Origin of the sequence: Geobacter sp., from assembly GCF_027327745.1 — a bacterium.
Lineage (GTDB): Bacteria > Desulfobacterota > Desulfuromonadia > Geobacterales > Geobacteraceae > Geobacter.
The window spans coordinates 12264-33118 of the sequence record NZ_DAHVYG010000065.1; the positions used below are offsets into that span (position 1 = coordinate 12264).

At 64.1% G+C, this 20855-nt stretch carries 13 protein-coding genes and 3 riboswitches; of the genes, 4 read left to right on the forward strand and 9 right to left on the reverse strand.

Annotated elements, in window-relative coordinates; genetic code table 11:
- Window positions 1-57: 57 nt before the first annotated feature.
- Genes recD through recC form a run of 3 tightly spaced genes read right to left on the reverse strand, consistent with a single transcriptional unit; the run spans window position 58 to window position 8650 of the window.
- Window positions 58-1860 (reverse strand): exodeoxyribonuclease V subunit alpha, encoded by a 1803-nt coding sequence (gene recD, locus M6689_RS12305; RefSeq protein ID WP_298272151.1) that lies wholly within the window; start codon window positions 1858-1860, stop codon window positions 58-60.
- On the reverse strand, window positions 1850-5467 hold the full coding sequence (gene recB, locus M6689_RS12310) for an exodeoxyribonuclease V subunit beta (protein WP_298272154.1): 3618 nt from the start codon (window positions 5465-5467) through the stop codon (window positions 1850-1852). Before recB ends, recD begins: the two co-directional genes overlap by 11 nt.
- Before the next feature lie 3 nt (window positions 5468-5470).
- Window positions 5471-8650, reverse strand: coding sequence for an exodeoxyribonuclease V subunit gamma (gene recC, locus M6689_RS12315; RefSeq protein ID WP_298272157.1), 3180 nt, complete (start codon window positions 8648-8650; stop codon window positions 5471-5473).
- A gap of 366 nt (window positions 8651-9016) precedes the next feature.
- A riboswitch (cyclic di-GMP riboswitch) is annotated at window positions 9017-9093 on the forward strand.
- A gap of 61 nt (window positions 9094-9154) precedes the next feature.
- Window positions 9155-9231, forward strand: a riboswitch (cyclic di-GMP riboswitch).
- 62 nt (window positions 9232-9293) lie between these two features.
- Window positions 9294-9370, forward strand: a riboswitch (cyclic di-GMP riboswitch).
- A 161-nt stretch (window positions 9371-9531) separates the two neighbouring features.
- On the opposite strand from recC, the gene M6689_RS12320 reads away from it, so the two are divergent.
- The 3 genes from M6689_RS12320 (at window position 9532) to M6689_RS12330 (ending at window position 13027) form a co-directional block, all read left to right on the forward strand.
- On the forward strand, window positions 9532-10029 hold the full coding sequence (locus M6689_RS12320; RefSeq protein ID WP_298272161.1) for a cytochrome c: 498 nt from the start codon (window positions 9532-9534) through the stop codon (window positions 10027-10029).
- Between the two features lie 42 nt (window positions 10030-10071).
- A complete protein-coding gene (locus M6689_RS12325; protein WP_298272163.1) occupies window positions 10072-10599 on the forward strand; it encodes a cytochrome c in 528 nt (175 codons plus the stop codon).
- A 163-nt stretch (window positions 10600-10762) separates the two neighbouring features.
- A complete protein-coding gene (locus M6689_RS12330) occupies window positions 10763-13027 on the forward strand; it encodes a TolC family protein (RefSeq protein WP_298272166.1) in 2265 nt (754 codons plus the stop codon).
- Window positions 13028-13122: 95 nt separating this feature from the next.
- Here the strand turns inward: M6689_RS12330 and gltX are convergent, their stop codons facing one another.
- From gltX to M6689_RS12360, 6 genes are all read right to left on the reverse strand, one after another.
- A complete protein-coding gene (gene gltX / locus M6689_RS12335; protein WP_298272169.1) occupies window positions 13123-14523 on the reverse strand; it encodes a glutamate--tRNA ligase in 1401 nt (466 codons plus the stop codon).
- Between the two features lie 11 nt (window positions 14524-14534).
- On the reverse strand, window positions 14535-14708 hold the full coding sequence (locus M6689_RS12340; protein ID WP_298272171.1) for a DNA gyrase inhibitor YacG: 174 nt from the start codon (window positions 14706-14708) through the stop codon (window positions 14535-14537).
- 139 nt (window positions 14709-14847) lie between these two features.
- Complete coding sequence (locus M6689_RS12345) at window positions 14848-15015, reverse strand: hypothetical protein (RefSeq protein ID WP_298272173.1); 168 nt, start codon at window positions 15013-15015, stop codon at window positions 14848-14850.
- A gap of 261 nt (window positions 15016-15276) precedes the next feature.
- On the reverse strand, window positions 15277-16524 hold the full coding sequence (locus M6689_RS12350) for a YfdX family protein (RefSeq protein WP_298272176.1): 1248 nt from the start codon (window positions 16522-16524) through the stop codon (window positions 15277-15279).
- Window positions 16525-16596: 72 nt separating this feature from the next.
- The gene (locus tag M6689_RS12355; RefSeq protein ID WP_298272178.1) at window positions 16597-18027 is read right to left on the reverse strand and encodes a DegQ family serine endoprotease; all 1431 of its coding nucleotides are present in this window, start codon (window positions 18025-18027) and stop codon (window positions 16597-16599) included.
- A 52-nt stretch (window positions 18028-18079) separates the two neighbouring features.
- Window positions 18080-19378: a cyclopropane-fatty-acyl-phospholipid synthase family protein gene (locus M6689_RS12360; protein WP_298272180.1), complete on the reverse strand. Its 1299-nt coding sequence runs from the start codon at window positions 19376-19378 to the stop codon at window positions 18080-18082.
- Window positions 19379-19614: 236 nt separating this feature from the next.
- On the opposite strand from M6689_RS12360, the gene M6689_RS12365 reads away from it, so the two are divergent.
- A complete protein-coding gene (locus M6689_RS12365) occupies window positions 19615-20619 on the forward strand; it encodes a methyltransferase (RefSeq protein WP_298272182.1) in 1005 nt (334 codons plus the stop codon).
- The last annotated feature ends 236 nt before the right edge of the window (window positions 20620-20855 follow it).

Genomic DNA, 20855 nt, shown 5'->3' on the forward strand with positions numbered 1-20855 from the left:
ACCCACCTTTTCCGTCATGTCAAGAAAAAAGCTGCGACATCGGGACAAACCGCGACATCACGGGCCATCTCCTCCGCGCGGACTACCCCAGAGCGCTTCCCGAAGCCCCGAGCGGCGCTCGATCCGGCGCGAAACCGCGCGGCGGAAAATATCCTCGCCGCACCAGAGTTCCACCTCCGTGCGGGCACGGGTGATGCCGGTGTAGAGGAGCTCCCGGGTCAGCACGGGTGCTTCGAACGGCGGAATTACCAGCAAAACGGCAGCGAACTCGCTTCCCTGGCTCTTGTGGACGGTCATAGCAAACGCCGTCTCGTGGGGGGGGAGCCGCAGCGGCGAGAGCTTCCTGACCCCTCCCTCGGGCGAAGGGAAAAAGACCGCGAGTCCTCCGACAGTTTCGGGGTCGGGGAGCGCGATGCCGACATCTCCGTTGAAGAGCCGCACCGAATAGTCGTTCACGGTGATCATGACCGGTCGCCCCCGATACCAGCGCCGCCCGCCGTCGATGAGCCGTGCCGCGGAGAGGATCCGCTCGACGGCGTGATTGAGGCCGCCGACCCCATACCTGCCGTCGCGGACGGCGGAAAGGATCCGGAACCGGTCGAACGCGGCCAGGGCCGCGGCGGGATCATCCTGTTCCAGGTAGTGGTGATAGCCACTGAGCACCCGCTGTGCGAGGGCCTGGGGAAGCGCTTCGACCGACGGCGTTTCGCGCCAGCTCACCCCGGAAGAGCCTGCCCCGCGGAGGAGCGAGAGCGCCCCCACCCCGTCTCCCTCATTCACCAGCCGGCTCAGGCGGCCGATGCCGCTGTCGGTTCCAAACCGGTAGTTCTTCCGGAAGATGATGACTGAATCCGCCAGGGGACCTGGGTCGGGATCCGTTTCGTCAGGCGTGAACCCCTCGCCCGTCACCCCGGCGGCAAACTGGCGGAACGAGGAAGAAAAACGGTGCACCCGCCCCGTATCGCAGATGTCGCCCAGCACCGCCCCCGCCTCCACCGACGCCAGCTGGTCTCGGTCACCGAGGAGAATCAGGCGGGAGCGGGCGGCCATGGCGGCGACAAGTTTCGCCATGAGCGGAAGGGCCACCATGGAGGCCTCATCGACGATCACCACATCGAAGGGAAGGAGGTTTCCCGCGTTGTGGCGGAAACGAGTCGAGTTCGGGATGACACCGAGCAGGCGATGGATGGTCATTACCTCATCGGGAATCCGGCCCCGAACCTCCTCGGAAACGGCGAGACGGTCCTTCGCCCCGCGAATTGACTCCCCGAGCCGTGCCGCCGCCTTGCCGGTGGGGGCGGCAAGGGCGATGCGCACTGGCCTCTCCCCTCCCTGCTCCAGAAGGAGCGCCATGATCCTTGCCACCGTGGATGTCTTGCCGGTGCCGGGGCCGCCGGAGATGACCGAGACGCCACTGCGCACCGCCGCCGCGGCGGCCACCCGCTGCCAGTCGGTATCGCCACCCTGCGGGGGACCGAAAAGGCGGTTAATGCCGTCGGCAAGAAGCACCCTATCAATCTCAAGCTGCAATCCGGCTTTTTCCCTTAGCAATTCGGCAAGATCCCGCTCATACCTCCAGTAACGATAGAGGTAAAGGCGTCCCTCTCCGTCAAGGATCAGGGGGGCCTTTTCGCCCGGCATGCCGACGGCTCCCGAGGCCCGAAGCTCCTCCGCCCGCTGCTCCGTCCATCCTCCCTGACACCCCTCGGCCAGATTTATACAGGTGTGCCCCTGCCCGACGGCACTGCTCAGGGAAAGCGCGGCATCACGCAGTCCGTCGGTCGGACGGGTGGCGATGCGGCAGATGAAGTCTGCGAAGCGGTGGTCAATATCCCGAAGGAGCGTGGTTTCAGGCTGCATGGCTTCCTCCCGTGCCGGCAATCAGGAGCGATCCCAGTTCCTCCACCAGCGCGGCGGGGGGAGTGTCGCGGTAGATGCCGAGTTCGGGCCGCTCGGGGTCGACCCCCCGGAGAAAGACGTACAGGACCCCTCCGAAGTGCGTCTCGTAGCGGTAGCCCGGCACCCTGCCGGCGAGATGGCGATCCAGAGCCACGGCGTAGAGGAGATACTGCAGGGGGTAGAGCTCCCGCTCCATCTCGCGGACGAGGCGCTCCCGACGATACTCCTCCGGGCGGTTTCCGAGATGGTTCGACTTCCAGTCGATGAGGTAGTATCTGCCGGCGTGGCGAAAGACCATGTCGATGAAGCCACGCACCATCCCCCGTGCCGGCGAGAAATCGAGTCGGGCGGCGACCTCGGCCAGATCGGCACCGCCGGGGAGTCCGCCCCACCGTCGCAGCAGCTCCGCCACCCGCCCGGAGGTGACGAAGCCGAGGGGAAAGTAGAATTCCAGTTCGGGGATCCATTCTCCGCCCCTCAGGGAGGCCAGGGAGAAGTTCCCCTTTTCTCCCGCGAGGGGGACCCGCAGGACGTTTCTGACGAGGGAGCAGACCGCCTCGCACCACTGGTGGCCGAATCCGTACCGTTCGAGCTGCCGCGCCACAACCTCGCGGATTGCCCCGTTATCGGCATCGGCAAAGTCGAGTTGTTCGAAGATGGCATGGAGCACGATCCCTGCCCGGGCGCCGCGGGGAAAGGCGTAGATGGAACCGGGCGGGGGGACGGACGCCTCGGTCTCCGGCGGCTCGCCGGCACCGGTGGTCCCCTGGTCGCGGTCGGGCTGCTCCTCCTCCGGCCGGTGACGGGCGGCGAATGAGGTAAAGCTGGCAACGCGCCAATCGCTGCGGATCCGTCCCGTGAACCTCCGGCAGATGGCGGCGGGGAGGACGTCGCGGTCACCCTGGTACCGCTCTCCCCCCGGCTCGGGATCGACGGTGATGGAGAAGAGGGGCTCGTTTTCCTGGCGAAGCTCCGCCAGACGCTGCACGAGGGTGGCGTCGGGGAGCTGTGCGAACGCCTTCGCCAGGGCGGTGGTGACGTCGGCATCGTCGCCGTCGCCCGGGGCGTGCAGGAGGTAGGCGGGGGCCGACGTCTCGGCATGCCGGATTTTCCCCCAGGCGAGGTAGCAGCGGTATTTCGCCCGGGTGAGGGCGACGTAGAGGAGGCGGACGTTTTCGGCAAGGCTCTCGGTGCGCGCCCGCAGCCGGTGCTCTTCGAACCGCTCCGATCCGAAATCGGCCACCATCCGGTACCCGTCGTGACAGACCGCCACCCCGTCGTCGTCCCGTACCCCTCCCCAGGCGAAGGGGCAGAAGACGATCGGATACTCGAGCCCCTTGCTGACGTGGACGGTGACGATCCTGACCGCCTTTTCGTCCGATTCGAGACGGATCTGGTACTCCTCCCCCTCGGGGGGAACGCTCACCCGCTCGCCGAACCAGGCGCAGAGCCGCTCCATGCCGAGCCCCCCGGCGACGGCGGCGCCGTGGATCACCTCGCTGCAGTGGTTGATGTCGGTGAGGCGCCGCTCTCCGTCAACGAGCGGCAGCAGGCGCTCCCGCACCCCCTCGCGGGCCAGGAGCGTGCGAAACATCGTCATGAAGCCCCGCGTCCGCCAGAGCTCATGGTAGTCGCGAAAAGCCGTCAGCCGTGCCTCCCACTGGCGCTCGTCTTCCAGCAGCCGGGCAATCCCGTTGGCCGAGACGCCGAACAGCGAGGTGGCCAGCGCCGCACGAACCCCTGACTCCCCGGCCGGTTCGGCAATGGCCTGCATGACGCGCAGAACGTCCCGCGCCCCATCGGAGGCAAAGAGGCTGCCGCTGCTCTGCACCACCGATGGGATGCCGAGCCCCGCGAGGGCCTCGCGGACGAGCCCCGCCTGGTCGTGGCTCCGGACCACGACCGCGATATGCTCAGGCAGAAGCCTCTCTCCATCGATGGTAGCCTTCCCGGCGCGGCCGTCGGCCAGCAGGCCCGCAATCTCCCCCGCCACCGCCGCAACGATGCGCCGTGACGCCCTGGCGACACCGATGCAGGCCCCATCAGCCTCGGTCCGCCCCAGGAACCAGAGCTGAAGCGGCGCGGGGTCGCGCCCTTCGAGGGCGAGGGGATGCCCCTCCCGGGCCGCGGCAACCACGGGATAGCCGATGTTCTCCACCACGAAGGGGCGCCCGGGACGCTGGTCGAAGAGGTGGTTGACCGCTTGCACCATCTCCGGCGTGGAGCGCCAGTTTTCGGTCATGGTGAACCGCCTCCGGGGCGGCACATCCGCCCGGGCCTCCAGGTACGCGAAGATGTCGGCGCCGCGGAAGCCGTAGATCGACTGTTTGGGATCGCCGATCAGGAAGAGGGGGACGCTGCCGTCGGCGTAGACCCGCCGGAAGATCCGGTACTGGACCGGATCGGTGTCCTGGAACTCGTCGATGAGGGCCGCCCGGTACTGCCGGCGCAGACGTGACGCCAGCTCCGCGCCGTTATCCCCTTCCAGGGCGCGGTAGAGATCGGCGAGAAGGTCGTCGAAGAAGCGGATGTTCCGCCCCGCCTTCAGCTCGGCGAGCCGCTCGGCGGCAAAGGTCGCCAGGCTCCCCTTGAGGGCGAGGAGCCGCTTACCCACAACCGTTTCCATCGCCTCGCAGAGGTCGAAAAACCGGTGTTCGGGAGGATCGGCCTTCTTCATCCGGTTGTCGCGCAGGTATGCCGCGGAAAACTTCTCGAACCCGGCGGGAAGGTCGAAGGGATTCCCCCCCTCCAGGTAGGCGGCCATCGCCGCGATGAGGAGCGGGACGATGTCAGGATGATAGTTGTTCCGGGAGCGGCTGAGCCCCTTGTGCCCATGGAGGATCTCCTCGATCTCCCCGCGGCGTTGGCGCCACTGGCTCACCAGGGCCCCGTAGGTCCGTCCGGCTTCGGCCGAGAGGGCCGCCACCTCATCGGGGGTGAACCGCGGCACGAGAAGGAGCTCGGGATTGCCGACCTTCCCCCGGAGGAACGAGGCGAGCCCCTCGGGGGACCATCCGGCCCGCAGGGCCGCCGGCAACAGCTCGGCGCCTTCGCCGAAAAACGATCTGCGCCAGAAGTCGTCGGTGATCTCCTGCAGGAGCCCGCGCTGGTCGGTTACGAGCTCGGTGTCGTAGAGGGAGCCGCTTTCGAAGGCATTCTCCTTCAGGGCACGGAAGCAGAAGCCGTGAATCGTCGAGATGGCGGCGCAGTCGAAGGTCCGGAGGGCACGGTCCAGACGCTCCAGGGCCTCCATCGTCCCCGGCCCGACGCCATTGGCGTTGGCGACCAGCCCGTCGAGGAACGGATCGGTGCGCGCGGGCAGGAGCACGCCGGCAAAGGCGTCACGGGCATCCCGCAGCCGTTCCCTGATCCGGGCGCGCAGCTCCTTGGTGGCCGCCTCGGTGAAGGTGACCACCAGGATCTCTTCCGGCAGCAACCCCCTCTCCACCACGAGCCGCAGGAAGAGGCAGGCGATGGCGTAGGTCTTGCCGGTGCCGGCACTCGCCTCGATGAGGTTCACCCCGTCGAGCTCGATCCCCAGGTTGTCGTAGGTCAGCATGGCATCCATGAATCATTCTCCCCGGTGAAGCCCGAGGGGCTCGAAGATGGCGCGGGATATCCGCTCGAACTCCCCGCCGAGGGGATCTTCCCCCCCGAAGCAGAGCCTGTAGTAGGGGTCGTTATTTTCGGGATGGAAATCGCCTCCCCAGGTGGTGCGGGCGCTCCCCAGCTCCCACTTCTTCGCGTAGGCGGCGGCACTGCGGGGGAAAAACCGCAACGGCCTCCGGAGCCCCTCCCAGTAGAGGTGCAGCATCGTTTCGAGAGAGGCGAGGCTCTCCGCCGCCGGTATGAAGGCAAGGGTCCCGTCGGACATCGCCAGGACGCTGGCGGCCGGGTACCCGCTGGCGGCAACGGCGTTCAGCACCAGGTGCTCGATCCAGAGCCGCACCTGGTCGCGCCCCGAAAGCTTCGCACAGCGGTGGCGGACGAGACGCTCGCTCCAGATCCCGCCGAGGGTGCCCGTGACCCGGAAAGGACCGACACAGAGATCGACGGCAAGGGGCTCCAGGGAGGTTCCCCCTCCCCTCAGTCCGGCGACCCTGCCGGCAAATTCCGCGCTCTCCGCGGCCATGGCACGGAACGCGATCTCTCCCTGGCGGGCGGGGGGGAGAAGGCCCCGGGCGCGCGCCACGGGGAAAAGCGCCGCCGGATCTTCACCCGCCAGCGTCCTCTCTAACAGCTCGCGCCGCAGACCGTAGGCGTCGAGGGAGTCGAGACCAAACGGCTCCCGGTCCTCCAGGGGGGAAGCCGCTTCGTCGAGGGTGATCCCCAGGCGGGTACGGGCGAAGTAGCGGGCAGGATTGTCGAAAAAGGAGAGGAGGTTTCCGAGGGAGACGGTGCGCAGTTCGTCGGGAGGCTCCGGCAGGGGCTCCGCGACGAAGGGGGGAGCCGGCACGGTCCCCCCCAGCCGCTTCGTCACGGCGCGGCACTCCTCGTCGGCATAGCTGAACAGCTCCCCCTTCCCGGCGAAGTACGCCGGGCTGAACGGCTGGAGCCGGTGTCGCGTCGCGAGGGATGCCGGAAAATCGGAGGAGCCGTCGGTGTAACGGCGCTCCAGGTAATCGAGGAGTTCCTCCACCAGGACCGACGGCGGCAGGGGAGTGTTGTCCCGCACGCTCTGGCCGGTGTAGCTGATCAGAAGCCGCTCGCGGGCGGAGAGGAGCGCTTCGAGGAAGAGATAGCGGTCCTCGTCGCGCAGGGAGCGGTCGCCGGGGCGCCGCTCCGCGGCGATCAGGTCGAAGCCGGGGGGGCGGTTCTGCCGGGGGAAGGAATCGTCGTTCATCCCCATGATTGCGATCACCCGAAACGGAATGCTCCGCATCGGGAGCATGGCGCAGAAGGTCACGCCGCCGGACAGGAAGCCGGCCCCGGCCTGCTCCCGTTCCAGGCGGCCTTTGAGCCAGGAGCGGATCACCGGCAGCCCTACCTTCCCGGCAAATCCGGACATCCCCTGAAGCTCTCCCATATCAGCGAAGATCCTCTGGAGCGCCGCCAGCTCGAAGCCGCTCTCCTCTGCCGGTGCGAAGAAATCGTCCGGGATCCGCCGCAGGAGCTCTTTCCACTCCGACAGCAAACGGGGCCGTTCAAGATCGGCCAGAACTCCGTGCAGCCGTTCCACGAAGGTGAGGAACCGCCCGAGAACCGCCGGCCCCTCCCCTTCCATGGCGTCGTACGGGAGCATGCCGCCAAAGAGGGATCCACCTTCCTCGGGCATGGCATAGCCGAGGAGCAGCCGGTCGAGTCCCGCCCGCCAGCTGTTTTCCCGGAACGGAGGGAAGCCGGCGGCGCGCCGCTCTTCCTCGTCCATTCCCCAGCGGATGCGGGTCTCCTCCAGCCACCGGCGGACAAGGTCGAGCTCGGCGCCGACGACGCCGAACCGCTCGTGCACCCGGGTGGCGGCGAAGATATCCATGACCGCCGTGACCGGGAAGCGCCTCCCCGGGAGATCGAGGATGGCCAGAAAGGTGTCGACGATCCTCCCGCGCCTTCCGGGGCTGCGGTCGGCGATGGAGTATGGAATCCGCTTGCTCGGATCCTGGCAGCCGTCGAAGATGGCCGAGATGTACGGGGCATACGCCTCGATGTCCGGCGTCATGACGAGGACCTGACGCGGCTCCAGCTCCTTCATCTCCTCGAAAAGCGCCAGGAGATTGTCGTGGAGCACCTCTGTCTCGCGCATCGGGCTGTGGCAGGAGTGGATGCGGAGAGAGCGGTCCCCCTCGCCGATAACCCGTTTGGGGAGATGGGGCTCTCCTCCCCTGAGATTGAGGATGTCGTCCCGGATCATCTCCAGCAGGGTCGTACCGTCCGTCTCCCGGTAGAGGTCGGCCTCGCCGCCGGCGGTGGCGCTGAGGTCGACAATGGTATCCGAAAACTCCTTGCCGAGCCTGCCGAGGGAGGCAAGGAGCGGATTTCCCTCGATCCGCGCCGCGCGCTCTTCAGGTGAGAGCCGGGCAAGGACCCGCTCCGGGAGAATATCGGCCCAATACTCCCGGCAGGGACTCATGACAAAGAGGTTCACCTCGGTGAAGGGGGAGATGCGGGAGAATACCTCAAGATGGAATTTCGGCAGGTACGAAATCCCGAAAACCGCGATCCGCTCCGGCAGACCGGGATCGGCCACGTCGCGCCGGGCGAGGCGACTGAAAAACTCCTCGCGCAGCCGCTGGCGGTGCAGCCCTCCCGCTGCCACCAGCGCCCGCCAGAGCATCGCCTGCCAGTGCTCCTCGCGCCCCGCCTCCCACCCGGCAAGCATCTCGGGCCTGAAAATGGTGTACTGGTCGAAGGTATCGGCAATCTTCCCTGCCAGCTGGAACAGCTTCAGCTCCCGCTCGCCCCCTGCCAGATAGCCGCGAATGCTTGCGAAGGCCGAATGATCGAGAAAATCGGGGAGGAGTTCCATGATCCGCCAGGTCATTACCCCCGGATCGAAGGGCGAAAGGTCCCGGGCCTCGGGAACCGCCGCCGTGAAGAGCTCCTGCACGAACGCATTCGGAAAAGGGTAGCGGGCATTGGCCCAGACGCCGAACCGCGCCGCCAGCTCCATCGCCAGCCAGCGCTGCATCCCCCTGCTCTGGACGACCAGCACCTCCGGAGAAAAGGGATCGGCAAGGGACCGGGCGCCGAGAACATCGCCAAGACGCGTCACCAGCTCCTCAATCCGGTTGCTCGTATAGACATTAAGTGCCACGAAACGAATTCCCCCTCTATATTCCTCGCCGGTGCCGGAACGGAAAAACGGCTGCAGGGACACTCTGCACCATCAGCGGGACAGAATACGTCATATGGGCCACGGCCGGCAAGCATCTTTGCCCGGACGCCACCGACCGACAGTCACCCGGCCAGTGCAGGGCTGAAAGCTGTCTCACATGAGGCTCTCATGACTGTCAAATCACGCTTTGAGCTGGTATATTGTGGTCGAGATTGCTCACCTGAAATAATGTGATTCACTTCATGAAATTTATAATTGGGATAGTAATCTGTTTATTGTCTGCAAAAAAATTGTTGACAGATTTTTTCCGATCAAATAAAGTCACGTAAAACTTGTTGAGAAGATAGACGATAATACTAAACCATCCGCGAGGGTGGGGCGGAAAGCCTACAGGGTCTTACAGAGACAGCCGGGATGCCGAAATATCATTACTGATAATCGGCCCCGGCTGTTCTGTTTTCTCATCGTTTATCAACGCGCGATAGCCGATAATACTAAACCATTCGCGAGAATGGGACGGAAAGCCTACAGGGTCTCTCTGAGACAGCCGGGATGCCGAAGTGTCACGATGTGATATAGGCCCCGGTTTTTTTGTGAGTATCGTCGTCTGTCAAAAGGCGATAGCCGATAAGACTAAACCATTCGCGAGAATGGGGCGGAAAGCCCACAGGGTCTCTCTGAGACAGCCGGGATGCCGAAATATCACCTGATCTTCGGTCCCGGCTTTTTTGTGTCCGGACACAGACAAAGCCGGGGCAAACACAAGGAGGTGTATCTGAACAAGAGCGAAGACAGAGTGGATGTATTACCAGCAACAGAACTGAATCAAGCATCACACAAAATCGTTTCGGAGGAACAGCATGCTCAAAAAGTCTAAAAAATTCGCTTCGGTCTGTGGTATCACCAGCCTTCTCATCGCCGGTATCGTTACTGCCGGTTACGCCGAGTACGAGCGGGATCACGAAAGAAACGACGACGGCGTGAGAAAAATGCGGCGGGTACAGATTCCGAAGCCTGCTCCGGCTCCGAAGCCGACCCCGGCTCCGAAGCCGGTACCGATGCCGCCCGTACCGGCTCCGACCCCTGCCCCTGCTCCTGCTCCGACTCCGGTCCCGGCTCCGACCCCTGCTCCGGCTCCGACCCCTGCGCCTGCTCCGGCTCCTGCGCCGGCTCCGGCTCCGACCCCGGCCAAAACCTGGGCTACCTACAACCAGTACTGCGCCGGCTGCCACGGCTCGGGCAAGCAGGGCAAGTCTACCTCCGCTATCCAGAGCGCCATCAATAGCAACATCGGCGGCATGGGTTCCCTCAGCTTCCTGACCTCCGCCCAGATCACCGCCATCGCCGCTGGTCAATAAGCGGATACATCACGAAATAATCACAAAAAAGGAGTCAAAACGATGAAAAAGACGATGAAACTTGCCGCGCTGTTCCTTGCTCTCGCACTTGCTCAAACCGCTGTGATCCCTGCCGGTTATGCCGATGATTACGGCACCAGGATCCAGAAGGCGATGAAGGAAAGAGAGAATGAGATGAAGGAAAGAGTGAAGGAGATGAAGGAGCGCCTTGAAAAGCGGAAGGAGTGGAAGCAGCACACCTCGTCCAAGCCGACTCCGACTCCGACTCCGACCCCGACTCCGACCCCGACTCCGACCCCGACTCCTGCTCCTGCTCCTGCTCCTGCTCCGGCCCCTGCTCCGGCCCCTGCTCCGGCCCCTGCTCCGGCCCCTGCTCCGGCCCCTGCTCCGGCTCCGGCCAAGACCTGGGCTCTTTACAACCAGTACTGTGCCGGGTGCCACGGGACTTCGAAGCAAGGCAAGTCTGCTTCGGCTATCCAGGGCGCCATCAACAGCAACATCGGCGGCATGGGCTTCCTCAGCAGCACGCTGACCTCTGCCCAGATCAGCGCCCTTGCCGCGGGGCAGTAACCTCCGGCAAGTCCTAATAACCTGCCAGAAAGAGCCCTCTCCTCCCCGGAGAGGGCTCTTTTTTTTCTCCTGACATTTCTTGCATCGCCTTTTATCCACGGCCGCAGTGAGATTAGCCCGACAAATGATATACTTTGCCCAGTTATTCAATGGAGGTGATCATATGAACAATCGTGCCGACAACACGGCGGACAGCCACTTCAATGGCAGATGGAGACGTTTCCTGGGGCGGGCAATTCTTCCGCTTTCGCTCCTCGTTGCCGGTACCGCCCAGGGCGAAAACGCTCCGAGCACCATGAACCTCTCCCGCAAATCAGCAATTGAAATGGCGATCCGCAGAAACGTCGACCTGAAGAACGAAATTCTCAACTCTTCAATAGCGATAATCGATGTCAAGAGGAGCAGGGGGATCTACGACCCGCTCTTCGGCATCTCTGCCAACGGCGGGGTTTCATATACTCCGGGCGATCCGTTCTTCAGGACGAAAAGCGGGGTTGCCTCCATCAGCCTGAGTCAGCTCCTCCCGACGGGGGGAAGCCTTGGCCTCTCCACCCAGAGCGGTTTCACGACGGCCGAAATTTCCACCGGGGGCACCTTGACCACCGATTGGCAATCGTCGGTCGGCCTGAGCGCCTCCCAGCCGCTGCTCAGAAACGCGGGGAAGGAGACGACGGAACTTACCATCATCCTGGCCGAAAACTCCCGGCAGGATTCCGCGGAAAGGTTGCGCTCCTATATCACCGATACGGTTCTTTCCGTCATCACCGCTTACAACCGGCTCTATACGTTGCATCAGACGCTGGAGTCGAGGCTGGCGGCCCTCAACTCGGCCCAGAGCCTTCGGGACGAGATCCAGACCAAGATGAAGGCAGGGAAGAAACAGTCCCTTGAGATAGCAAACGCCGAATACGCGATCACCCAGCGGCGAAAGGACCTTGTCGATGCGGAACGAAATGTGCGGGACCAGGAGGCCACCCTTCGCTATCTGATCGGCATGGAAGCAAAGACCCAGATAATCCCGGTGGATCCACCTTCGCGCGAAGAGCCGCCCGAAACGGAAGAGCAGGCGCTGAAAAGCGCCATCGAGCTTCGCCCCGACCTGAAGCAGCTTATCCTGTCGCTGCAGTCGAGCCAGCTGCAGGAGCGGGTCGCACGGCATCAATCCCTCCCCGATCTCACCCTCTCTGCCGGCGGAGGGCTGACGGGAAACTCGGACAATTTCGGTAGAAGCTTCCGGCAGCTCGGGGAGCGTCCCGGAACTTACTGGTCGGTCGGCATGCAGTTCAGCGTTCCGATCGGCAATACCGCGTTGAGAAACGATTATCTCAGGAGCAGGATCCGGACTGAGCAGGCAGAAAACCAGATCAAGTCACTGGCATGGAGAATCCGCAACGATGTCGAAGCGGACATGCGGGCGCTCATCTCGGCGCGGCTCCAGATGCAAACGGCCGACAAGGCGCGCCAGTACGCCGAACAGCGGCGGGAGGAGTACCGGAAACAGAGCAGGGTCGGGACCACAACGGTACAGAATGTGATCAATGCGGACAACGACCTCACCGCGGCCCGTACCGCACAACTGGACGCCCTGGAGACCTTTTCCTACACCGTCGCCAAGCTCTGGCGGGACATCGGGGTACTCCTCGACCATCAGGGAATCCGCATCGATACGGCGCATCCGGATAAACTCCTGGAGGGAGAGGGTGAACCGGGAACACCGGGGCGGCGGACCGAAGGGAAGGAGACCGCTCCTCTCACGCACCGGCACCTGGCGTTCAACACCGTCCCCCCCTCCCCTGCCGCTTCCGACTCCGGGAGCAATCTGTTCACCGGACGGGAAATGCCATCAGGGTCAAAGGACGAGATGAGTACAGCAATGGCACACGGGGAAGTGCAATCGGAGCAGGCCCCTCTCCCTGGTGAAGCGGTGCCGAAGCGGGACGCCACGGCAGGCACCGCCGGCAGGGGAGAGAGATTCACCCTGAAGGTGGGAGAGTATGTAGCGAAGGGTGCACTGGAAGATGCCCGGAAGAAAATCGCCGGCGCTGGTTTCTCGGCGACGGTGGAACAGGGGGAGAAAAAACCGGTTCAAATGCTTCGGCTCTACTTCGGTGAATTCCCGAACGGGGAAGCGGCCCGGAAGGCGGCCGAAAAACTTCGCAGCCTCAATGCCGATCCCTTTGTTTTAACAAACGAAGACCACAAGTACCGGGTCTACGCCGGCTCATACATGGACCGGAAGAGTGCCGCAGAGGAGCATGCACGCCTCGCCGGCAAGGGAATGAGGGTAAGCCTGGTGGCCGCGCCCGTTTCGATGCCGTCGCTCGTGCTCCTTGCGGGCAGCTTTCCAACCGAAGAGGCCGCGGAGAAGGCGGCGGCGAGGCTCGAAGAACAGGGGATAAAGCCGACCATCGAAAAAAACGGCCGTTAGAGCGACTGCCGACTCGCCATCTTGCCAAAGCAGAAGGGGCGCCCGATCGTTGACCGAAACGCCCCCCCTTCCGGATCCCTGCCTGAAAGAAACCTTCAACCAGCGATGAACGCCACCGCCCGCCGGAGCCTGGCGATCGTCTCCTCCCGCCCCAGGGCCTCGATCACCTCGTAGATGCCGGGCGAAGCGGTCCCGCCGCACAGGGCGACGCGGACCGCCGGCCCCACCTGCCCCAGCTTGATCCCCTTCTCGGCGATGAATTCCTTGAAGAGCGCCTCGATCCCGGCCCGGGAAAAATCCGCCAGCGTTTCGAGCTTCCCGGCAAGCGCCTCCAGAAGCGGCGCCGCATCGGGGACGAGATGCCTGGCGGCCGCCTCCTCCTCGTAGGCGAAATCCCGGCGGTAGTAGAAGAGCGCGCCGTCGGCCATCTCCACCAGGGTCCGGGAGCGCTCCTGGAGGGTCTTCACCACAGGGGGAAGAGCCGGTCCGGTGGCGGGATCGACTCCCCGCTCCTTCAGAAACGGCACGAGGAGTTCCGCCAGCCGCTCGGGGGCGCTCTCCTTGATGTAATGGTGGTTCAGCCAGAGCAGCTTGTCGGGATTGAAGACCCCGGCCGATTTGCCGACCGCCTCGATGGAGAACTTCTCGATCAGCTCGTCGCGGCTGAAGATCTCCTGGTCGCCGTGGCTCCAGCCGAGCCGCACGAGGTAGTTGACCATCGCCTCGGGGAGAAAGCCCATGTCCCGGTAGGCCATGACGCTGGTGGCGCCGTGACGCTTCGAGAGGCGGGTCTTGTCGGCGCCGAGGATCATCGGCACGTGGGCGAACCGAGGCACCGGATAGCCCAGGGCCTCGTAGAGGAGGATCTGGCGCGGGGTGTTGTTCACGTGGTCGTCGCCGCGGATCACCGTGGTGATCCCCATGGTGGCGTCGTCGATCACCACGACGAAGTTGTAGGTCGGGGTGCCGTCGCTGCGCTGGATGATCAGGTCGTCGAGCTCTTCGTTATTGAAGGCGATCCGCCCCTTGATGAGGTCGTCGAAGGCCGTCACCCCCTCGTGAGGGGCCTTGAAGCGGACGGTGTAGGGACGGTCCGGCAGCTCTTCGGTCCGGTTGCGGCAGGTGCCGTCGTACTTCGGTTTCCGCCCTTCGCGCATCGCCTGCTCGCGCCGCTCTTCCAGCTCCTCCGGCGTGCAGTAGCACTTGTAGGCCTTCCCCTCGGCCAGGAGTTTCTCGACAAACTCCCGGTAGACGGGGAAACGCTCCGACTGATAGAAGGGTCCCTCGTCCCAGTCGAGGCCGAGCCACTCCATCCCCTGCAGGATGGCATCCACCGACTCCCGGGTGGAACGGGCCACGTCGGTATCCTCGATCCGGAGGACGAACTTTCCCCCCTGCTTCCGGGCAAGCAGCCAGTTGAAAAGTGCGGTCCGGGCGCCACCCACGTGGAGATAGCCGGTGGGACTCGGTGCAAAACGGAGACGTACGTCGGACATGTCAACTCCTTCTAGCGCTCATTCGATTCGTCATCTGCGGCAACCTCGTCGCCGGCAATGCGGTATTCCTCGTCGGCCCACGCCGCAAGATCGATGTTCTTGCACCTTGCCGAGCAGAACGGACGGTGTGGATTCCCCTCCCAGACGGTTTCGGTCCGGCAGCGGGGGCACTTTACTTTCAGCATCTTCTTTTCCATGATGTACCAACAAAAACCCCCAGGCGCTCACGCATCCCCAGGGGCTGATGTATCAACTCCGGCCACGTTTCCAGTACTGAATTTTACTGCCAAAAGCTCTGGCAAGTCAACGGGTAAACGGGTCCGTCTACTGGCAAAACTCGAAGCCGCGCAGCCGGAGCTCCTCTGCGATGCGGGCGGAGACGACCCAGTACATCAGGTCCGGCCCGAAGACGATGGAGACCGGCCCCTCCATGGCAAAGGAATGGACCTGGGAAAGGGAAAGAAACGAAAATTTGTATACTGCCTCTTCCACGGGCTACCTCGCGAAACCACAGGAGTCTGTCGGACTTAGGGAACCGTAGCGAGAGAATGGCAGATCGAGGACAGATTTTCGGGAATTTGAAGGCGAATAGTGGTTCTATTCGTCAAGAATTCCCGGAAATATGGACCGATTTGCCGTTCTCGCAGCAGATTCATTCCTAAGTCCGACAGGCTCCTAGATGCGGAAATCCGTATTACATTATCTACGGTATCGACAAGGTAGCCGGAAACTTTAGATTTTTTTCCCCGGCCGTTACAATGGGGTGAGCAGCCCGTTGATCCGACTCCTGAGCGCGTCGTAACGCTCCTCGATCCCGGGGCCCGTCTGGTCGATATGCTCCCCGAGGTAGAAGATCTCCCGGTCCGCCCACTGGAGGGCGGCGCGATCCGCGGAATCCGCCAGCAGGCTCTTCATCGCCTTGCCGATGAACTCGCGGGCGAGATCGAGCTCCCGCTTCGCCTTGAGCGGCTCACCGGTCGTCAGTTGGAACGTTTCGGCGTAAGCAAGATGAAGCCGCGCGTCGAGCAGCACGTCGTCGATCCGCAGGGTGGTCTCGGTCTCGTCCCAGTGGTAGGCGAGATCGGCGGCGGTCCTCTCCGCGAGGGCCGCCACCTCTTCACCGATGGCCCTGAGCGACGATTCCGACTTCTCCCGTTCCTTCTCGATCCTCTTCTCCAGTGCCCCCACCTCCTGCGAGAGCCAGGGCGCCTCGCTTTTCGTCACGGCACTCCCCTGTGCGGCAGCAGCGTCAAGGAAGGCGCGGGCCTGCCCGAGGGCGCGCCGGGCGTCGGCATAGTCGCCGTTTACGAACAGGAACCGTGCCCGCATGATGCTTGCCTGGGCCTGGCCGATGGGGGACCGCCGGGATGCAATCCCGGCCTGGAGGGTCGACTCCGCCTTCCGGAGGAGGACATCCGCCGCATCGACCTCCTTTTTCCCGATGGCACTCCGCGCCCTCTCCAGAGAGACAACAACCGTCATCATCGGCAGGGTGAATACCGGCAACGCCATCTCGGCAGAGCCGAGCTCGCGGGCCGCATCGTCGTTCCGGCCGGCCTTCAGGAACTCCGCAGCCCGGTCGACATGCCTGCGCGCCTTGTCGACGGGGATGTATACCTCGATCTCGTTCAACGAATCGTACACCGGCCCGAGATCCTTGAGGACCCGCTGCGGCGGATCGTACCCGGCATGTTCCCGGGCAATCCGGATCTGCTCCCGAACCACGCCGGTGGTCAGGTCGGTGCCGACGCTGCGGGCAAGGATGCGGGCCTCGTCCACCTTCCGGAGCGCTTCGTCGGACCTCCCCTCCCGCAGCTCCTTCCGGGCCTCGGCAATGTCGCCGAGCGCAAGGACGGCGGTCTGGATGACGGTCGACTCGACAGTCGGGGGAATTTCCCGGTAGAGACCGGCAGCGCCCCGGCCCCGGGCTCCGGATGCCGGAGTTCCGACAACGGAAATCATCGCGGCGGCTGTCAGCAACACAACGGTCAAGCGATTCATTACGACCTCCCCGGCTACTGCGGCGCGGCGCTCAGCTTCCGCCGTGCCGGCTTCTGAAGGCAGCTTTTACGGTCACTGCTGTTCGATGGTGACATAGAGCCCCTGGCCTTTCCTGTCGATCAGGAAGAGAATCGGCGCCCCCTTCTTTGCCCCGGCCATCGCCTGGCGGTACTCCGCCAGCCCCTTCACCCTTTTCCGGTTCACCTCCACGATCACGTCGCCAGGCTCGATCCCCGCTTCCTCGGCAACGCTCCCCTGCTCCACGTTCAGGACGACGACACCGGATTTCGCCCTGATGCCGAACATCTCGCGCACGCGCGGAGAGAGTTCGCCGACCTTCATCCCGAGGGCCTGCTCGGTCCCTCCGGCCTGGGCCGCCAGTTTCTCCTCGGTCAGCTCGGCAATCTTCACGGTGAGCGTAATCTCTTTGCCGCCCCGCACCACCGTGAGCGGCACGGTGCTCCCGACGGGGGTTTCCGCCACCATCCGCGGCAGCGCAATGGAGGTATCAACACTTTTGCCGTTGAACCGGACAATGACGTCCCCCTGCTTGACACCTGCCACCTCGGCGGGCCCCCCCGCCGCCACATCGCTCACCAGGGCCCCCTTCGCTTCCTTGAGCCCGAAGGACTTCGCCAACTCGGGGGTGACGCTCTGGATGGTGACCCCCAGCCACCCCCGCACGACCTTTCCGTGTTCCCTGATCTGCGCGACCACCGACTTCGCCAGATTGCTCGGGATGGCGAAACCGAGCCCCTGGCCGCCCGGGACGATGGCGGTGTTGATCCCGATCACCTCCCCCTTCAGGTTGACCAGCGGCCCGCCGCTGTTGCCGGGGTTGATGGGGGCATCGGTCTGGAGGAAATCATCGTAGGGGCCGGAGCCGATCACCCTGCCGGTGGCGCTGATGATCCCCTGGGTAACGGTCTGGGCAAGGCCGAACGGATTGCCGACCGCCATCACCCAGTCGCCCACCCGGATGCTGTCCGAGTCCCCCAGGGTCAGGACCGGCAGATTCTCGAAGGGGGAGGAAATCTTGATGAGCGCCAGATCGGTCTTCGAATCCCGGCCGATGACCTTCGCCTTCATCTCGCGGCCGTCGGAAAGCTTGACCTTGATCTCCTCGGCCTCGTCCACCACGTGGTTGTTGGTGACGATATAGCCGTCCCGGTCGATGATGAAGCCGGAGCCGAGGCTCTGCTGCTTCATCTCCCGGTCGGGGACGTCGTTGAAGAAGCGGCGGAAGAAATCGCCGAAGGGTCCCTGGTCGTCGTGACCGAAAAATTGCCGGAACGGGTTCCCGGGGACCTTGACCGTCTTGGTGGTGCTGATGTTCACCACCGCCGGTTTCACCTTCTCGGCAAGATCGGCAAACGACGGCGGGAAGCCGACCACCTCCGTCTTTGTCCTGCTCTCGCACCCCCCCTGGCTGACGCCGGCAATGACGAGCGCAAGCGTGATCAGCAGCACCTTTGCAAACCGATTCAGCACGAATCCCTTCATTGCTCCACTCCTTTCCGCCTTGTTTCATGCAAGGTAACCGATCGAATTCAGGTCACGGCTTACCCCCCGGATAGAGATGGCTGCGGGTCAGGGGAAAACGGCTCTCCCCCCGGTCGGGCTTTACGAGAAGCAACTGGTAGAGGTTCAGTCGCCCGGTGGCGAAGCCGTGGGCCGAACCCGCCATGTAGAGGCGCCAGATACGGCAGGTGACCTCGTCTATGCAGCGGCGGGCCTCGTCCCAGGCGGCGTCGAGCCGCCCCACCCAATGCCGCAGGGTCAGGGCATAGTGCTCGCGCAGGCTCTCCAGGTCCCGCACCTCAAACCCTGCCGCTTCGGCAGCGTGGGCGGTCTCGCTTATGGGGACGAGCTCGCCGTCAGGGAAAACGTACTGGTCGATGAACGAAGGCCCCCGGGTTGGAGGGTTGGTGAGGCTTTCGGCGATGCCGTGGTTGAGAAAGATCCCCCCAGGCCGCAGGAGCCGCCAGGCCCGGGCAAAGTACTCGTGCAGACGCCGGCGCCCCACGTGTTCCACCATGCCGATGCTGACCAGCTTGTCGAACGTCTCCGTTTCCTCCATCTCGCGGTAGTCCCTGACCTCTGCCCGGCAGCCCCCGGAAAGGCCCTCGTCGACAATCCGCCCGGTGGCCAGGGCCGCCTGGGCCCCACTGAGGGTGATCCCTGTTGCGTCCACACAGTAGCGCTGGGCCGCATGCATGATCAGCGCTCCCCACCCGCAGCCGATGTCGAGGAGCCGCTCTCCGGGCTGCAGCAGAAGCTTTCGGCAGATGTAGTCGAGCTTCCGCTCCTGGGCCGTATCGAGATCCTCGCCCTCGTCGGCGAAGTAGGCACAGGAATAGACCATCCGCCGGTCAAGCCAGAGCCGGTAAAAGTCATTGGAAATGTCGTAATGGAACCTTATCGCCTGACGGTCCCGTTCCCGGGAGTGGAGCGGACCGGTGATGAGAGCCCCCCCGCCTTCGTGGCGCCCCGGCGCCGGCAGTTGCAGCAGCAGGCGCCCGAGGGCGAGGCGCTCCCGCCAGCGCCAGGTGCGGTCGAGGAGTGCGTCGGCAAGATCGAAGGCCGCCACCCTGTCTCCCTCGATGTCGAAATCGCCGTAAACATAGGCGCTGCCCAGGGAGAGCTGGTTCAGGGGGAGAAACATGCGGCGCAGGGAGGCGGGGTGGTGCAGGACGAGGGTGAAGCGGGGCACGGAGTGGGGGGTGGGACTCCAGAGGGTGCCGTCCCAGAGGCGGACCGCAAACGGTGTCCGCACGTTCCCCATTGTCGTTTCAAGAAGCTCCAGGGCGACATTCAGCCCGTGAGACCCTGCTTCCATGACCCGTTCGTGCATGCCGTCCCTCCCTGGCCGTCATGTGGACCGACAACCTAAGACCGGCAGTTGGATGGGGTCTGCTCCGCTCAACTACCGAATTCAGGATAAATTTTACGACGTGCTGAGCCCCTTGCAAGCGTGGCCGCCGTTTTCCCCTGCGCATCCACAGCAGCCGGGATTTTCCGTAGCAAATCGGTGGCATGCTCCCCTCGGTTCTGGTAGAACTTTTGAAAACCATCATCGAGGAGGCCCCCATGGAAAAGAACGAATGGACACCCGCCGACCTGCTCCAGCTCTCGGGCAGCTACTGGAACACCTGCGCCCTTCATGCCGGCGTGAAGCTCGACCTCTTCACCCCCCTGGCGGAAGAAGCGCTCAGCGCTTCGGTACTGGCGGCACGGCTTGCGTATGCTGAGCGCGGCCTGGCCATGCTTCTGAACGCCCTGACGGCCATGGGACTGCTGGAGAAGGATGGGGAGCGCTACGGCGCCACCCCCTTTGCCGCCCGGTTCCTCGCCCGCTCCTCGCCGGACTATCTCGGCCACATCATCCTCCACCATCACAATCTGATGGCGGGCTGGAACCGTCTCGACGAAGCGGTGCGAAGCGGCGGTCCGGTCCGGGGACAGCTCTCCCGCACGGACGATGCGGCAGCAAGGGAGAGTTTCGAGATGGGGATGTTTAACCTGGCCATGCTGGTGGCTCCCCGCATCGTTCCCCGCATCGACCTCTCCGGCCGGCGCCGGCTCCTCGATCTGGGAGGCGGTCCCGGCACCTACGCCATCCACTTCTGCCGGCACAACCCCGGCCTCACCGCCGTCGTCTACGACCTTCCCTCCACCCGTCCCTTCGCCGAAAAGACCATCGCCCGCTTCGGCCTCATGGACCGGATCGAATTCAGGGACGGCGATTTCATCACGGGAGATATCGAGGGACGCTACGACGTGGCCTGGCTCTCCCAGATCCTCCACGCCGAAGGGCCGGAGGGGTGTGCGGTGATCCTCGGCAAGACGGCGGCAGCCCTGGAGCCCGGCGGCATGCTCCTGGTGCAGGAGTTCATCCTCGACGACACAAAGAACGCCCCCCTCTTCCCGGCGCTCTTCTCGCTGAACATGCTCGTCGGCACCGAGGCCGGGCGCTCCTATTCCGAGGGTGAACTGGTGGCCATGCTGGAGCAAGCCGGGTTCGAGAACGCCCGGCGCCTCCCCCTGGACCTTCCCAACGGCGCCGGCGTCGTCGCGGCAACGGCTCCCGGTTGACAAGGAGGGACGCACCTTTACACTTTTCGCTGTGGAAACCGGACATCCCCATGGGGGAACGAGAACACCTCTTCAGCATTCTCTTCATCGCCGTCACCAGCTGGCTTTTCATCAACGCCACCATTGCCACCCGCGACATCATCCTGAGCGGCTACGACTTCGAGGCAAAGGACAACCTCAAGGCACGGGCCGTCCATACCCAGCTCACGGTTCTCGTCAAGATCGTCGTGGTGATC

Excerpts from the sequence above, each read along its gene's own strand:
- recD (WP_298272151.1), bottom strand. The coding sequence starts at position 1,860 with ATGCAGCCTGAAACCACGCTCCTTCGGGATATTGACCACCGCTTCGCA.
- recB (WP_298272154.1), bottom strand. The coding sequence starts at position 5,467 with ATGGATGCCATGCTGACCTACGACAACCTGGGGATCGAGCTCGACGGG.
- M6689_RS12320 (WP_298272161.1), top strand. The coding sequence starts at position 9,532 with ATGCTCAAAAAGTCTAAAAAATTCGCTTCGGTCTGTGGTATCACCAGC.
- M6689_RS12325 (WP_298272163.1), top strand. The coding sequence starts at position 10,072 with ATGAAAAAGACGATGAAACTTGCCGCGCTGTTCCTTGCTCTCGCACTT.
- M6689_RS12330 (WP_298272166.1), top strand. The coding sequence starts at position 10,763 with ATGAACAATCGTGCCGACAACACGGCGGACAGCCACTTCAATGGCAGA.
- gltX (WP_298272169.1), bottom strand. The coding sequence starts at position 14,523 with ATGTCCGACGTACGTCTCCGTTTTGCACCGAGTCCCACCGGCTATCTC.
- M6689_RS12340 (WP_298272171.1), bottom strand. The coding sequence starts at position 14,708 with ATGCTGAAAGTAAAGTGCCCCCGCTGCCGGACCGAAACCGTCTGGGAG.
- M6689_RS12350 (WP_298272176.1), bottom strand. The coding sequence starts at position 16,524 with ATGAATCGCTTGACCGTTGTGTTGCTGACAGCCGCCGCGATGATTTCC.
- M6689_RS12355 (WP_298272178.1), bottom strand. The coding sequence starts at position 18,027 with ATGAAGGGATTCGTGCTGAATCGGTTTGCAAAGGTGCTGCTGATCACG.
- M6689_RS12360 (WP_298272180.1), bottom strand. The coding sequence starts at position 19,378 with ATGCACGAACGGGTCATGGAAGCAGGGTCTCACGGGCTGAATGTCGCC.
- M6689_RS12365 (WP_298272182.1), top strand. The coding sequence starts at position 19,615 with ATGGAAAAGAACGAATGGACACCCGCCGACCTGCTCCAGCTCTCGGGC.